The sequence below is a fragment of the Aeromicrobium sp. CTD01-1L150 genome, assembly GCF_041951745.1.
In the GTDB taxonomy this organism is placed as follows: Bacteria; Actinomycetota; Actinomycetes; order Propionibacteriales; family Nocardioidaceae; genus Aeromicrobium.
The window spans coordinates 1,276,190-1,289,309 of sequence record NZ_CP169555.1; the positions used below are offsets into that span (position 1 = coordinate 1,276,190).

Below are 13,120 nucleotides of genomic sequence, written 5' to 3' on the forward strand. Positions count from 1 at the left end.
AGGTCCGACCGTGGCAGGGGCCGGCGGCCGCACCCATGCAGAATCTCGCCCGAAGGGCCGTGGTGCAGTCGTGAGCGGAGATGCCGGCGTCCCCGGCGCGAGAGGTCGACTGTGCGGCGAGGCTCCGTCCGCGTGAATGACAGGGCTGTAGTTCTGCAGGTCAGGTGGTCCCGTTGGACAAGGCCCGGTCTGGGGGGCGATGATCTGCGCGTCGGAACAATCGTCACATCTGTCACACCAGTCACACGGATCGGTCTTCCCCCCATGATCTCCTGGTCAATCTTTCATCGCTTGTCAACGTTGGTGCTGGCTGTCGCCGTGCTTGGTGCGACGGTGCTGGCTGGCACGAGCGTCGACGGTCCCGATCCGCGGGTCGTCTCCTCACAGGGGGAGGAGTCGACGCTGGAGGAGACCGAGGTTCCACTGACCGAGGACATCGTTCCCGAGGGGGAGCCGGAGTCACCGGGTGCGCAGGGCGAGTCCGAGGGTGAGCCGGAGGGTGTCGGTGGCGGCGATCCCGACGCCCCGGTGGCTGAGCTGGAGCGGACGCAGACGGACCCCTTCAACATGGCCGGGGTCACGTGGACCGGTGGTGGCACCGACCTGCAGGTGCAGGTGAGCTATCGCCACGATGGTCAGTGGAGCGGGTTCGAGACGTTGGACGTCGAGCCCATGGACGACGTGGAGGGCGGCCGTCACCACACCGAGCCGTTGTGGGTGGATGAGGGTGGTGATGGTGTCCACGTGCGGATCACCTCGCCCAGTGGCGACCTGCCGCAGGACGTCAAGGTCGCGACGATCGATCCTGGCAAGGACGGGCTCATCGAGGCCACGTCTGCCACCACGGAGCGGCCGGGGATCATTCGGCGCGCGTCGTGGGGCGCCAAGCCAGTCAGCTCCACGGCATGCGCTGAGCCGCGCTACGGCAGCACCCGCGGCGCCACGATCCATCACACGGCCGGCTCGAACACCTACTCGCAGGGGCAGGCTGCAGGGATCCTGCGTTCCTACCAGAGCTATCACCAGTCGCTGGGCTGGTGCGACATCGGCTACAACTTCCTGGTCGATCGCTGGGGCCGCATCTATGAGGGTCGTGTCGGTGGCATGACGAAGATGGTGCGCGGCGCCCATGCCGGCACGAACGGGGCGAACACCTACACCGTGGGTGTGGCGATGATGGGCACGTTCACCAATGTCCAACCGCCGCTGGCCACCCGTGCAGCCGTGGCCGACCTGGTGGCGTGGCGGTTCTCCCTGGCCGGCGTGCCGGCCCGCGGCACCCACACGCTGGACGGCAAGAGCGTGCAGCGCATCATCGGTCACCGTGACGTCAAGGCCACCGAGTGTCCGGGCCGGATGGGTTATCAATGGGTGACCCGCAGTGGCGGCCTGCGTGACTCCGTCGACAAGCGGCTCAAGGCGGGGACCTACCGCTGGGACGCGCCGACCGGCCTGAAGGCGACCCCGGACGGGACGAAGTCGCTCCGCCTGAGCTGGAACGAGGTCGACGGCGCCAAGAAGTACGTCGCACAGGTCTCGACGAGCTCGTCGATGTCGAACTCCCGGTACTACGCGTTCAGCAGGACGTCCGGTGTGATCGGCGGGCTCGAGCCGGACAAGACCTATCACGTGAGGATCAAGGTCGAGCACTCCTTGAGGCGCGAGGCGCTGAGCCCCTGGAGTGGCGCCGTCAGGGGCACCACCTACCGCTGGGCCGCTCCGGGCAGCATGAGGGTCAGGAGCACGACCAGCTCCTCGGTGTCCCTGGCCTGGAACGCCCAGGCGGGCGCCAAGAAGTACGTCGTGCAGATCGCTCGCACGCCGGACATGGCCAACCCGAGCTATCGAGCGTTCTCGACCAACTCCGGAACGATCTCCAACATCCAGCCGTCGACGACCTACTACGTCCGGGTCACCGTGAAGCACTCCGTGACCAACGCACAGCTGAGCAGGTACAGCTCGGTGGCCTCCGGCAGGACCTCGGCGGCGACGACGAGCACCGTGAACCAACGCTCCGTGGGCTCGGCCTCGAGCGTCACGTTCAAGGGGCACGGGTACGGTCACGGCATCGGGATGAGCCAGTGGGGCGCTCATGGAGGGGCTCAGAAGGGGGTGCTGGCCTCCAGGATCCTCGCCAAGTACTACCCCGGGACGTCGCTGGCCAGCCGGTCCAGGTACATCCGGGTGCGTGTGACCGCTGACAACGACGGGTCGACCGCAGTGCGTGCCAGGTCCGGCCTGAGGTTCCTGCAGGGCTCGCGCAGCATCACCTTGCCCACCACGGTCTCGGGTCGTACGGTCTCGCACTGGCGCATCGAGCCGTATGCCTCCAACAAGCGGCAGTCGACGCTGCGCTACAAGTCGGGCTCGACGTGGCGAACCTACAAGTCACTGGTGTGGCACGGTTCGGCGGACTTCGCGGCACCGACCATGCAGCTCGTGCTTCCCGGTGGCAAGACGGTCACCTACCGGCACAAGCTGCGAGCAGCCCGCCCGCACTCGACGGCGACGTTGCGGCACACGGTCAACGTCGTGCACCTCAACGACTACACGCAGGGCGTCGTGGCCAGGGAGATGCCTGCCTCCTGGCCCACCCAGGCCTTGAGGGCGCAGGCCATCGCGGCGCGGACCTACGGGCTGCAGTCGATCACCCCCAGCGCCTGGTACGACATCTGTGACACCACGTCCTGCCAGGTCTACGGCGGCGTCAGCGCGGAGCACGCCAACACCAACGCGGCGGTCGCATCCACCTCCAACCGGGTGCTGATGCACGACGGCAAGCCGGCCGTCACGCAGTACTCGTCCTCCTCCGGAGGTTTCACCAACCAGGGCTCCCGGCCCTACCTCAAGGCGGTCAGCGATCCGTGGGACAACCACTCCGCCAACCAGAACCACTCATGGTCGCAGGCGGTGAACAAGTCCACGATCCAGTCCAAGTACCCCAGCATCGGCACCTTGAAGACGCTGAAGGTCACCAAGCGCAATGGTCACGGCTCCATGGGCGGACGGGTCAGCAGCCTGCAGCTCGTCGGCAGCAAGAGGACCGTGACGATCTCGGGCACTGATGCCCGCTGGGCCTTTGGGCTGAAGTCCGACTGGTTCGGCTTCTGACTCCACCAGATCATCGGCAAGCACATCTCACACATGTCTGGAGCAGCATGCGTCGCACCCTGATGCGCATCGGTGGGGCCGTCCCGGCACTCGCCGTTGCGCACGTCCTCATCGTCTCTGCCACCGTCCAGGCCTCAGCCGATGTCTCTGGTGCGAGCGCACCACGGGCAGTGGTCCTGCAGGACGACGCGCAAGCGCCGAGCGGCGCGTCGTTGCAGGAGACAGCGCTCGAGACCACCAGCACGTTGAGCTCGCAGGGTCAGGATGCTGCCGCCGTGCTGCAGCGTCAGGATCGCGATGCCTTCGAGCTGGTCGGCGTGACCTGGGAGGGGGCCGAGGACGTCGAGGGTATGCGGGTGCGGACGCAGGTGCGTCAGGACGGCGAGTGGTCGGAGTGGATCGACCTGGAGGTCGACGAGACCGGTGCCGAGGGGGACGCCGCCGTCCGTGCGGGGACCGACCCGGTGTGGGTCGGTGAGTCCGACGGTGTGTCCGTCCGGGTCGACGGCCTCGAGCGCCTGCCTGAGGACCTGAAGGTCGTCACGGTCGACGGGGGCGAGGATCCCGTCGGTGGGGTGGGGGCGCAGGAGATGTCCTCCACTGCGTCAGCGGAGTCGACTGGGCCTCCTCGTCCGTCGGTGATCTCCCGATCCTCGTGGGGTGCGGGGAAGGGACGGACCTGCGACAAGCCCGTCCACGGAAAGCTGCGCGGTGTGATGATCCACCACACCGCCGGCAGCAACTCCTACGCCAAGAGCGAGTCGGCCTCGATCGTCCGCTCGATGCAGTCGTACCACGTGCGCGGCCAGGGCTGGTGCGACATCGGGTACAACTTCCTGGTCGACAAGTACGGCCAGATCTTCGAGGGCCGCAAGGGTGGCTGGACCCGTATGGTGCGTGGTGCCCACGCCGGCAGCACGACCCTCAACCGGCACCTCGTCGGCATCTCGATGATGGGCAACTACGACGAGGCACACACCTCCAGGGCCCAGCGGAACGCGGTGGTCCGGCTGGTCGCGTGGCGCCTGGGCAGCAAGGACATCCCGGCCAAGGGCAGGATGAACGTCGGCGGCCACAACCTCCACCGCATCTCGATGCACAGGAACGTGAGCGCGACGGCCTGCCCGGGCAAGAACGGCGTCAACTGGGTGAAGAACCCCGGCGGCCTGCGCGACCGTGCCGCCAAGGCCATCGCCGACGCGCGCTGAGCCGGAGCTCACCCCCCGCGCCCTTCGACGCCGGGGCCGTCGTGGGATGCGCGCGGCGCCTGCGGGTCACCCGGCGTCGGCGATCTCCGCGATGACCTCGCCGGCACCCACGGTGGCACCCACCTCGGTCTTCAGGCCCGTGACGGTGCCGGCCTTGTGGGCGTTGATGGGTTGTTCCATCTTCATCGCCTCGATGACCACGACCTGATCGCCCTCGGCAACCTGCTGGCCCTCCTCGACGGCGATCTTGACGATCGTGCCCTGCATGGGCGAGGTGAGCGAGTCGCCGGAGACAGCCGCACCGCCCCCACCGCGGGCCTTGCGCTTGGGCTTCGTGGCGCCGGCGGCAGGCGCAGCCGCACCGAGCCCGCCCGGCAGGACGACCTCGACGCGCTTGCCGCCCACCTCGACCACGACGCGCTCGCGCTCGCCCGGCTCATCGGTCTCCGACGGGCCGGTGTAGGGCTCCAGATGGTTGTCGTACTCGTTCTCGATCCACGTCGTGTAGACGTCGAAGGAGCCCTGCGAGCCGTCGGGGTTCGTGGCGTTGTAGGCCGGGTCGTCCAGCACGTCGCGGTGGAACGGGATGACGGTGGGCATGCCGTCGACGACGAACTCATCGAGGGCTCGACGCGAACGCTCGATGGCCTGTTCGCGCGTCCGGCCGGTGACGATGAGCTTGGCGACGAGTGAGTCGAACGCGCCGGGAATCGTCTCACCGTTGACGTAGCCGGAGTCGACACGCACGCCCGGGCCGGCCGGCGGCTCCCACGCCGTGAGGGTGCCGGGGGCGGGCAGGAAGCCGCGGCCGCCGTCCTCGGCGTTGATGCGGTACTCGATGGAGTGCCCGATGATCGCGGGGTCGTCGTACCCGAGCTCCTCACCGGCGGCGATGCGGAACATCTCGCGCACCAGGTCGATGCCGGTGACCTCCTCGGAGACCGGGTGCTCGACCTGCAGGCGCGTGTTGACCTCCAGGAAGCTGATCGTCCCGTCGCGGGCCACGAGGAACTCGCACGTGCCGGCGCCGACGTAGCCGGCCTCCTTGAGGATGGCCTTGCTCGAGGAGTACAGCCGCTCGACCTGGTCCTCGCTCAGGTACGGGGCGGGTGCCTCCTCGACGAGCTTCTGGTGGCGGCGCTGCAGCGAGCAGTCGCGGGTCGAGACGACCACGACGTTGCCGTGCTGGTCGGCCAGGCACTGGGTCTCGACGTGGCGCGGCTTGTCGAGGAACTTCTCCACGAGGCACTCCCCGCGTCCGAACGCGCTCACTGCCTCACGCACGGCCGAGTCGTAGAGCTCAGGGATCTCCTCCATCGTGCGAGCGACCTTCAGCCCGCGACCGCCGCCGCCGAAGACGGCCTTGATCGCGACGGGCAGTCCGTGCTCCTGGGCGAACGCGACGACCTCGTCGGCATTCTCGACCGGATCCTTGGTGCCTGCAGCGAGGGGGGCCTCGGCCTTCTGTGCGATGTGCTTGGCCCTGGCCTTGTCGCCGAGGTTCTCGATCGCCGACGGCGGTGGACCGATCCACACCAGGCCGGCATCCAGGACGGCCTGCGCGAACTCGGCGTTCTCGGCGAGGAAGCCGTAGCCCGGGTGGACGCTGTCCGCGCCGGTCTTCTGGGCGATCGCGATGATCTTCTCGATCGAGAGGTAGGAGTCGCCGGGAGTGGCGCCCTGCAGCGAGTGGGCCTCGTCGGCGAGCCGGACGAAGACGGCGTCGCGGTCGGGCTCGGCGTAGACGGCGACGCTGGCGATGCCGGAGTCCTTGCAGGCGCGGATGACGCGGACGGCGATCTCGCCACGGTTGGCGATCAGGACCTTGCGCAGCGGTTTCGTGCCGGCGTGCTTGCTCACTCGTTCTCCTCGGGTGGGGCGGACTGCGTGCCGAGTCTAGGGCCCCCGGAGGGGGACAGGACGATGAGGTGCGTCACGTGGCGGCGTGCCGGCGAGGTGGTGCGCGGGCTCCAGGTGCGGTTAATGAGTGTTAACCTTGGTGCATGGTTGCCATGTTGTCGAAGGAGCACGAGGACTTCCGTCGCGTCGTGCGGGAGTTCGCCGAGAGCCGGATCGCGCCGCACGTCGCACAGTGGGACTCAGACCACCACTTCCCGGTCGACGTCGTGCAGGAGATGGGCGAGCTCGGGCTCTTCGGTATCACTGCGCCGCAGGAGTTCGGTGGGGCAGACGGCGACTTCACGAGCCTGTGCGTCGCCATCGAGGAGCTGGGGCGGGTCGACCAGGCCCTCGGGGTCACGTTGGAGGCCGCCGTCGGCCTGGGGATCAACCCCTTGCTGACCTTCGGCACCCAGGAACAGAAGGAGCGCTGGCTGCCCGACCTGGTGGCGGGTCGGACCCTTGCCGGGTTCGGTCTCACCGAGCCGGGCGCGGGCTCAGATGCCGGAGCAACCAGCACCAGGGCCGTCCTCGACGAGACGGCGGGGGAGTGGGTCGTCGACGGGGCCAAGCAGTTCATCACCAACTCCGGCTCCGAGATCACCTCCCTGGTGACGGTCACGGCGCGCACCGGCACGCGTGAGGACGGCTCCGCGGAGATCTCCACGATCACCATTCCGTCGGGGACGCCGGGATTCATCGTCGAGCCCGCCTACGACAAGCTCGGCTGGAACATCTCTGACACCCATCCGCTGACCTTCCAGGGCGCTCGCGTCCCTCAGGACCACCTCCTGGGCGAGCGGGGTCGTGGGTACGCCCAGTTCCTCGCGACGCTCGACGACGGCCGCATCGCGATCGCGGCACTCGCGGTGGGCTGCATCCAGGCCTGCCTCGAGCACTGCGTGAGCTACGCGGGAGAACGCACGACCTTCGGCAAGCCGATCGGCGCCAAGCAGGGCGTCGCCTTCCAGATCGCCGACCTGGCCACGATGGCCGACGTGGGCCGCGCCATCACCTATCGCGCGGCAGCGCTCAAGGATGCTGCGCTCAAAGGGGGTGGGGTCAGCGGAGCAGAGCTCAAGCAGGCCGCCTCCGTCGCCAAGCTCTACACGTCCGAGGCGGCCGTCTCGGCCACCCGGATCGCCACGCAGGTCTTCGGCGGGTACGGGTTCATGGAGGAGTACCCCGTCGCGCGCTTCTACCGTGACGCCAAGATCCTGGAGATCGGTGAAGGCACCAGCGAGGTCCAGCGCATGCTCATCGCCCGCGGTCTCGGCCTGCCGGTGGAGTGAGGTCCTGTGCGCCCGTGCTCGCCGGGGTCGTGGGTGCGTCGGTGTGGACGGGACCGTGGTGCCTCAGTGCACGAGACGGACGGTCCTGAGCCTCAGAGTGCTTCCATCTTGCTGGTCGGCAGGGTGATCCGCCGTGTCGCGTCGGCGAACTCGGCGACGAGCGCGCCGTCGGCCTCCAGGGAGATGACTCGACCGAGGCCCCACGTGTCGTGGGAGACCCGCTCACCCACCGAGTAAGTGTGGTGCACGACCTCCGGCGGCGCCTGGAAGGGGCTGGAGGGGTGGTAGCGGCGTGGCCGCGGTGTCGTCGCCATGGTTCCTCCATTCTCGCGCTCCTCGGCCCATAAAGCGAACTGCAGCCACAACTCGCCACATCGCGCGTCGGGCCGAACGGCCGTCTGGAGGGTCAGGACGAGGTGGTCTGGCTGCCCCACAGGTCGGTCCAGCCGATGCCGAGGTCGCCGACGAGGTCGCGCAGCAGTGGCAGGCTGACACCGACCACGGTGTGGTGGTCGCCCTCGATGCCCCGGACGAACGCTCCGCCGAGGCCGTCGATCGTGAAGGCTCCCGCGACGTGCAGCGGCTCGCCGGTGGCCACGTAGGCAGCGATCTCATCGTCGGAGACGTCGGCGAAGTGCACGACCGTGGACGCGGTGTCGATCACCTCGCGGTCGCCTCGTCGCACGCAGTGCCCGGAGTGCAGCACCCCGGAGCGGCCGCGCATCCGACGCCACCTGTGGGTCGCGGTTGCGGAGTCAGCGGGCTTGCCGAGGATCTCGCCCTCGAAGGCCAGGACCGAGTCGCAGCCGACGACGAGTGCGTCCGGGTCGTCGATCGTCGATGCGACGGCTCGGCACTTCAGCTGTGCCAGCGCGGCGGCGAGGTTGGCGGCGTCGTGGCTGTGGACCTGCGACTCATCGACGCCGGAGACCACGACCTCGGGGTCGAGGCCGGCCGAGCGCAGGGTCGCCAGCCGTGCGGGAGACGCCGACGCCAGGACGAGGCGCACCATGCTCACTCACCGTCCAGATTTGTGAGCCCGTGCACCCAACCATCACGCAGTTGGGTGCACCGGCTCACAGATCGGGTGGACATCGACCCTCAGGCCCAGGCCGAGCGACGCCAGGCATCGGGACCGAACCGGTGAGACGTGCGGTGCGCACGTGCGGGGTGGCCCCACTCGCTGCGCGGCCGCCGAGTGGTCGCCCGGGCCGCGGCATGCGCGGCGGCTGCGTTGCGCGCGGACACCACCGCGACGAGAGCGGCCAGCTCCTCGGTCGACAGGTCGCCCTTGACCACCCGCAGGACCGGCTCCTGCGGCGGCGCCACGGGACTCTCGTCGCCGGCCCCGCGACCGGACGAGTCGCCCTCCGGGTCCCGGTTCTCTGCGTCTTGATGTTCTGGGGACTGGCGCATCACAGGGGGATGTTCCCGTGCTTCTTGGGCGGGAGCGTCTCTCGCTTGGTCCGCAGCAGGCGCAGGGCCTTGACGACCTCCGCGCGAGTCTGCTGGGGCTCGATGACCGCGTCGACGTAGCCCCGTTCGGCCGCGACGTACGGGTTGCACAGCGTGTCCTCGTACTCCGTCATCAGCTCGGCCCGTCGAGCCTCCGGGTCGTCGGCGGCCGCGATGTCGCGACGGTAGAGGATGTTGACCGCGCCGGACGCCCCGACGACGGCGATCTGTGCCGACGGCCAGGCGATGTTGACGTCGGCGCCCAGGTGCTTGGACCCCATGACGTCGTAGGCGCCGCCGTAGGCCTTGCGGGTGATGACGGTGACCAGCGGGACGGTCGCCTCCGCGTAGGCGTAGATGAGCTTGGCGCCGCGGCGGATGATGCCGTTCCACTCCTGCTCGGTGCCGGGCAGGAAGCCTGGGACGTCCACGTACGTCAGGACCGGGATGTTGAAGGCGTCGCACGTCCGCACGAACCGCGCAGCCTTCTCCGAGGCGTCGATGTCCAGGCAGCCGGCGAGCTGCATCGGCTGGTTGCCCACCACGCCGACACTGCGACCCTCGACCCGCCCGAAGCCGACGACGAGGTTGGGCGCGAACAACGGCTGCACCTCGAGGAAGTCCTGGTCGTCCAGGGTTGCCTCGATCACCGTGCGGATGTCGTACGGCTGGTTGGCCGAGTCCGGGATGAGGGTGTCGAGGGCGATGTCAGTCTCGTTCGCCTCGAGGTCGTACGGATCGTCGTAGACCCCAGGTTCTTCGGGCGGAGCTTCTTCCATGTTGTTCTGCGGCAGGAAGGACAGCAGAGCCTTGACGTACTCCAGCGCGTCGTCCTCGTCGCTGCCCATGTAGTGCGCGTTGCCGCTCTTGGTGTTGTGCGTGCGCGCGCCGCCGAGCTCCTCCATCGTGACGTCCTCGCCCGTGACGGTCTTGATGATGTCCGGGCCGGTGATGAACATGTTGGAGGACTCATCGACCATCACCGTGAAGTCGGTGACGGCGGGGGAGTAGACGTGACCGCCGGCGCAGGAGCCCATGATGAGGCTGATCTGTGGGATGACGCCGGAGGCGTGGACGTTGCGACGGAAGATCTCCCCGTACAGACCGAGCGATACGACGCCCTCCTGGATGCGGGCACCGGCGCCCTCGTTGATGCCGATGATCGGGCAGCCGGACTTGATTGCCAGGTCCATGACCTTGGTGATCTTCTCGCCGTACACCTCTCCGAGACTGCCGCCGAAGATCGAGAAGTCCTGCGCGAAGACGCACACCTGGCGGCCGTCGATCGTGCCGTAGCCGGTGATGACGCCGTCGCCGAGCGGCCGGTTCTCCTGAAGGCCGAAGGCAGTGGAACGGTGCCGGGCTAGGGCGTCGAGCTCGACGAAGGACCCGTCGTCGAAGAGCTTGTCGATGCGCTCACGGGCGCTCTGGCGTCCCTTGGCGTGCTGCTTCTCGCTGGCCCGCTCAGCCACCTCGACGGTCGCCTCGCGGTTGCGCCGCTGGAAGTCCGCCAGCTTGCCGGCCGTGGTGTGCAGCTCCGGATGTTCTTCGATCTCTGCTTCGCTCACAGTGCCCTCGTCGGTGGTTCGGGTGTGGTCACGGTCTCCTTGGTGCCCCGGTCAGACTAACGATGGATCGCCGGTGCCGATGTGTGAGGCTGGTCCCATGGACGCCGCCGGCCGCTTCTTCGACCTCGAACGTCCTCCCCTGGACGAGGCGTCGCTGCACGCGGCCCTCGTGCGCGACGGTGGTCTGTGGACGCAGGTGGTGGTCTCGGAGTCGACCGGTTCCACCAACTCCGACGTCGCCGCCCAGGCCCGCGCCGGTGCCCCGGAGGGGCTGGTGCGCACCACGGACGCCCAGACGCAGGGACGGGGCCGGCTCGACCGGACCTTCATCGTCCCCGAGCGTTCCGGCGTCATCGTCTCGATCCTGCTGCGGCCACCGGTCGAGGTCGCCCTGCAGCGATGGGTCTGGCTGCCGTTGCTCGGCGGCCTCGCGGTCGACGCCACCGCCCGTGAGTGCGGCGTGCAGACCGAGCTCAAGTGGCCCAACGACGTTCTCGTGGGCGGACGCAAGATCAGTGGCATCCTGCTCGAGCGTGTCGAGACCCCGACCGGCCCTGCGGCCGTCGTCGGCATCGGCCTCAACGTGACGATGTCCGAGAGCGAGCTGCCGGTCCCCACCGCGACGTCACTGCTCATCGAGGGCGCGGAGCAGACCGACCGTACCGTGGTCCTCAGGATGCTCCTGCGCAACCTCGAGGCGCTCTATCGTGCCTGGGTGGCGACCGATGGCGACCCCGAGGCCGGTGTCCGTGACTCCTACCGACGCCGATGCGTCACGATCGGCTCCGCGGTGCGTGTCGAGCTGCCGGACGGCACCACCGTGCACGGCACCGCGACGGACGTCGACCAGGACGGCCGGATCGTCGTGGACGGCCGGGCGCTCAGTGCCGGGGACGTCACCCACGTCCGCCCCGCCGAGGCGTGAGGATCTTTGAGCGTCCCCGCGGGGGAGGAAGCACATGACAAGATCGACCCATGGCACTGTCACGCAAGCTGCTGATGACGGGGGAGTCCGTCATCGAGACGACCCGCACCCACGTCAAGGTGCTGTTCGTGCCTCTCGTGGTCTTTCTGGCCGGCAGCTTCGCCGGGGGCTTCCTCGCGGCGCAGGCCGGCAACGCCGGTGACGGATGGGTGCGCTGGGTGGTCGTGGCGATCGCCGCGGTGCTGGTGATCTGGTTCGCCGTGATCCCGTTCGTGCGGTGGCTGCTGTGGACCTACACGCTCACCAACAAGCGGATCGTGGAGCAGAAGGGCATCCTGACGCGCGAGGGTCGAGTCATTCCGCTCAGTCGCGTCAACGACGTCTCGTTCGAGAAGAACCTCAACGACCGGATCCTTCGCTGCGGCACGCTGGTCGTGCACACCGCCTCGGAGGAGCAAGGGCTCCTGCTGCGCGACATCCCGGGCATCGAGGATTTCCACCGTACGGTCAGCACCTTGGTCTACGACTCGCACCAGCCTCGAGATGACCAGATCTGAGATGAGCGGGTCCGAGACGGACAGGTCCGACCTGCGAGAGGAGCTCGCTCGCCTGATCCTGGGCGAGGAGCAGTGCCTCACCGGCGCCGAGGTCGCTGACAAAGGAGGCCTGACGGTCGAGCAGGGCGAACGACTGTGGCGTGCGTTCGGGTTTCCCAACGCCGGCGACGCACCGGCCTACGGCGACCAGGACGTCGAGGCCATCTCGCTCATCGCCAGGGCCCTGCAGGACGAGCTGCTCGATGAGTCCACCATCTTCCGGCTGACCCGAGCCCTCGGCCAGACCATGGCCAAGCTGGCCGACTGGCAGGTGGCCACGATCGTCGACCAGGTGGAGGGGGACGTCGCCGAGGGACGGGCCGACTCGCGGCTGGAGGCTTCGGTCGAGATCGCGCAGCGCATCGGTCCGGAGTTCGAGTCGCTGCTGCTGTACGCGTGGCGTCGTCACCTGGCCGCTGCCGCCGCACGGCTGGAAGCCCTTGGCGCTGTGGATGCCGAGCTGCTGTCCACCACCATGACCGTCGGGTTCGCCGACCTCTCCCGCTTCACCGCGATGTCCAACTCCATCGACCAGGCCAGCCTCGGCGCCCTGGTGGAGGACTTCGAGAACCGCTGCACCGACGTCGTGACGGCGCACGGAGGGCGGGTCATCAAGGCGCTGGGCGATGCCGTCCTCTTCGTCAACACCGACCCCGCCGCCGGGGTGCGGACGGCGCTGGAGGTCGTGCAGCACATCGGAGCGCGCGAGAACCTGCCTGATGTCCGGGTGGCACTGGCCACAGGTTCGGTGGTCAGCCGCCTGGGTGACGTCTTCGGGCCTCCGGTGAACCTCGCGGCGAGGCTCTCGCACGTGGCCCGCAGCAACCGGGTGCTCATCGACGACACCACGGCGGCCGGACTTGGCGACGGTGAGTTCGAGATGCGCTCGCTCCCGGCACGGCCCCTGCGCGGGTTCGGCACCGTGTCGCCCATCACGATCAGCCAGCGGCGCGGCTTCCGCCAGCGTGCGCAGGGAGGGCCGCGGACATGAAGCCGGCAGCGTCGCCCATGAAGGACGTCCTCCTGCGTGCGGTGGAAGGTCCGGTCTCCTAGACCGGGGTGTCCG

11 protein-coding genes are annotated in these 13,120 nt (G+C 68.7%); 6 read left to right on the forward strand and 5 right to left on the reverse strand.

The annotated features are described in order from the left end of the window. Positions 1-291 precede the first annotated feature (291 nt). Both ACEVFP_RS06260 and ACEVFP_RS06265 read left to right on the forward strand, forming a co-directional pair. The gene (locus tag ACEVFP_RS06260) at positions 292-3,111 is read left to right on the forward strand and encodes a SpoIID/LytB domain-containing protein (protein WP_375002784.1); all 2,820 of its coding nucleotides are present in this window, start codon (positions 292-294) and stop codon (positions 3,109-3,111) included. Between the two features lie 47 nt (positions 3,112-3,158). Beyond that, a complete protein-coding gene (locus tag ACEVFP_RS06265; protein WP_375002785.1) occupies positions 3,159-4,319 on the forward strand; it encodes an N-acetylmuramoyl-L-alanine amidase in 1,161 nt (386 codons plus the stop codon). Between the two features lie 66 nt (positions 4,320-4,385). On the opposite strand, the gene ACEVFP_RS06270 is transcribed toward ACEVFP_RS06265, so the two are convergent. After that, positions 4,386-6,179: an acetyl/propionyl/methylcrotonyl-CoA carboxylase subunit alpha gene (locus tag ACEVFP_RS06270; protein ID WP_375002786.1), complete on the reverse strand. Its 1,794-nt coding sequence runs from the start codon at positions 6,177-6,179 to the stop codon at positions 4,386-4,388. Between the two features lie 143 nt (positions 6,180-6,322). Here ACEVFP_RS06270 and ACEVFP_RS06275 point away from each other — a divergent pair, with 143 nt between their 5' ends. Then, positions 6,323-7,510, forward strand: a complete 1,188-nt coding sequence (locus tag ACEVFP_RS06275; RefSeq protein WP_375002787.1) for an acyl-CoA dehydrogenase family protein — start codon at positions 6,323-6,325, stop codon at positions 7,508-7,510. Between the two features lie 92 nt (positions 7,511-7,602). On the opposite strand, the gene ACEVFP_RS06280 is transcribed toward ACEVFP_RS06275, so the two are convergent. The 4 genes from ACEVFP_RS06280 to ACEVFP_RS06295 form a co-directional block, all read right to left on the reverse strand. Further along, positions 7,603-7,824 (reverse strand): hypothetical protein, encoded by a 222-nt coding sequence (locus ACEVFP_RS06280; RefSeq protein WP_375002788.1) that lies wholly within the window; start codon positions 7,822-7,824, stop codon positions 7,603-7,605. Between the two features lie 92 nt (positions 7,825-7,916). Continuing rightward, positions 7,917-8,522, reverse strand: coding sequence for a Maf family protein (locus ACEVFP_RS06285; protein ID WP_375002789.1), 606 nt, complete (start codon positions 8,520-8,522; stop codon positions 7,917-7,919). A gap of 89 nt (positions 8,523-8,611) precedes the next feature. Continuing rightward, positions 8,612-8,839 (reverse strand): acyl-CoA carboxylase subunit epsilon, encoded by a 228-nt coding sequence (locus ACEVFP_RS06290; RefSeq protein WP_375002790.1) that lies wholly within the window; start codon positions 8,837-8,839, stop codon positions 8,612-8,614. 86 nt (positions 8,840-8,925) lie between these two features. After that, complete coding sequence (locus ACEVFP_RS06295; RefSeq protein ID WP_375002791.1) at positions 8,926-10,533, reverse strand: acyl-CoA carboxylase subunit beta; 1,608 nt, start codon at positions 10,531-10,533, stop codon at positions 8,926-8,928. Positions 10,534-10,630: 97 nt separating this feature from the next. Between ACEVFP_RS06295 and ACEVFP_RS06300 the strand changes: the two genes are divergently transcribed. From ACEVFP_RS06300 to ACEVFP_RS06310, 3 genes are read left to right on the forward strand one after another with little or no spacing between them, the layout of a single operon-like run. Next, positions 10,631-11,458, forward strand: a complete 828-nt coding sequence (locus tag ACEVFP_RS06300; protein WP_375002792.1) for a biotin--[acetyl-CoA-carboxylase] ligase — start codon at positions 10,631-10,633, stop codon at positions 11,456-11,458. A gap of 50 nt (positions 11,459-11,508) precedes the next feature. Further along, the gene (locus ACEVFP_RS06305; protein WP_375002793.1) at positions 11,509-12,015 is read left to right on the forward strand and encodes a PH domain-containing protein; all 507 of its coding nucleotides are present in this window, start codon (positions 11,509-11,511) and stop codon (positions 12,013-12,015) included. Then, entirely contained in the window at positions 12,002-13,045 is a 1,044-nt protein-coding gene (locus ACEVFP_RS06310; protein WP_375002794.1) for an adenylate/guanylate cyclase domain-containing protein, read from the forward strand. The genes ACEVFP_RS06305 and ACEVFP_RS06310 overlap by 14 nt, the downstream gene beginning before the upstream one ends. The last annotated feature ends 75 nt before the right edge of the window (positions 13,046-13,120 follow it).